Below are 1,295 nucleotides of genomic sequence, written 5' to 3' on the forward strand. Positions count from 1 at the left end.
TGAGTCTGAGTCGCTGTCTGCATCGCTATCTGAATCTGAGTCGCTGTCTGCATCGCTATCTGAATCTGAGTCGCTATCTGAGTCTGAATCACTGTCTGAATCTGAATCGCTGTCTGAGTCTGCATCGCTGTCTGAATCTGAGTCGCTATCTGAGTCTGAATCACTGTCAGAGTCTGAATCACTGTCTGAGTCTGAATCACTGTCTGAATCAGAGTCGCTATCTGAGTCTGCATCGCTGTCAGAGTCTGCATCGCTATCTGAATCTGAGTCGCTATCTGAGTCTGAATCACTGTCAGAGTCGGAATCGCTGTCTGAGTCTGCATCGCTATCTGAATCTGAATCGCTGTCTGAATCTGAGTCACTGTCAGAGTCTGCATCGCTATCTGAGTCTGCATCGCTATCTGAGTCTGCATCGCTGTCTGAATCAGAGTCGCTATCGCTATCTGAGTCTGCATCGCTGTCAGAGTCTGCATCGCTATCTGAATCTGAGTCGCTATCTGAGTCTGAATCACTGTCTGAATCTGAATCGCTGTCTGAATCTGAATCGCTATCGCTGTCTGAGTCACTGTCTGAATCACTGTCTGAATCTGAATCGCTGTCTGAGTCTGCATCGCTGTCTGAATCAGAGTCGTTATCTGAGTCTGAATCACTGTCAGAATCGGAATCACTGTCTGAGTCTGCATCGCTATCTGAGTCTGAGTCGCTATCTGAGTCTGCATCGCTGTCTGAATCAGAGTCGCTATCTGAGTCTGAATCACTGTCAGAGTCGGAATCACTGTCTGAATCTGAGTCACTATCTGAGTCTGCATCGCTATCTGAGTCTGAATCGCTATCTGAGTCTGAGTCGCTATCGCTATCTGAGTCTGCATCGCTGTCTGAGTCTGAGTCGCTATCTGAATCTGAATCGCTGTCTGAGTCTGCATCGCTGTCTGAGTCTGCATCGCTATCAGAATCTGAGTCGCTATCTGAGTCTGAATCACTGTCTGAATCTGAATCGCTGTCTGAATCTGAGTCACTATCGCTGTCTGAATCAGAGTCGCTATCTGAGTCTGAATCACTGTCAGAGTCTGCATCGCTGTCTGAGTCTGCATCGCTATCTGAATCTGAATCGCTGTCTGAATCTGAGTCGCTATCTGAATCTGAATCACTGTCAGAATCGGAATCACTGTCTGAGTCTGCATCGCTATCTGAGTCTGAGTCGCTATCAGAGTCTGCATCGCTGTCTGAATCTGAGTCGCTATCTGAGTCTTCTTCGAAATAACCATTATCGATAGTTAAATCATCATGATCAGTGA

At 47.0% G+C, this 1,295-nt stretch carries 1 pseudogene; it reads right to left on the bottom strand.

The annotated features are described in order from the left end of the window. Positions 1 to 1,295 (bottom strand): annotated as a pseudogene (locus CD128_RS11305) (MSCRAMM family adhesin SdrF); the annotation flags it as partial.

The organism is Staphylococcus croceilyticus, from assembly GCF_002902575.1.
Classification (GTDB): Bacteria; Bacillota; Bacilli; order Staphylococcales; family Staphylococcaceae; genus Staphylococcus; species Staphylococcus croceilyticus.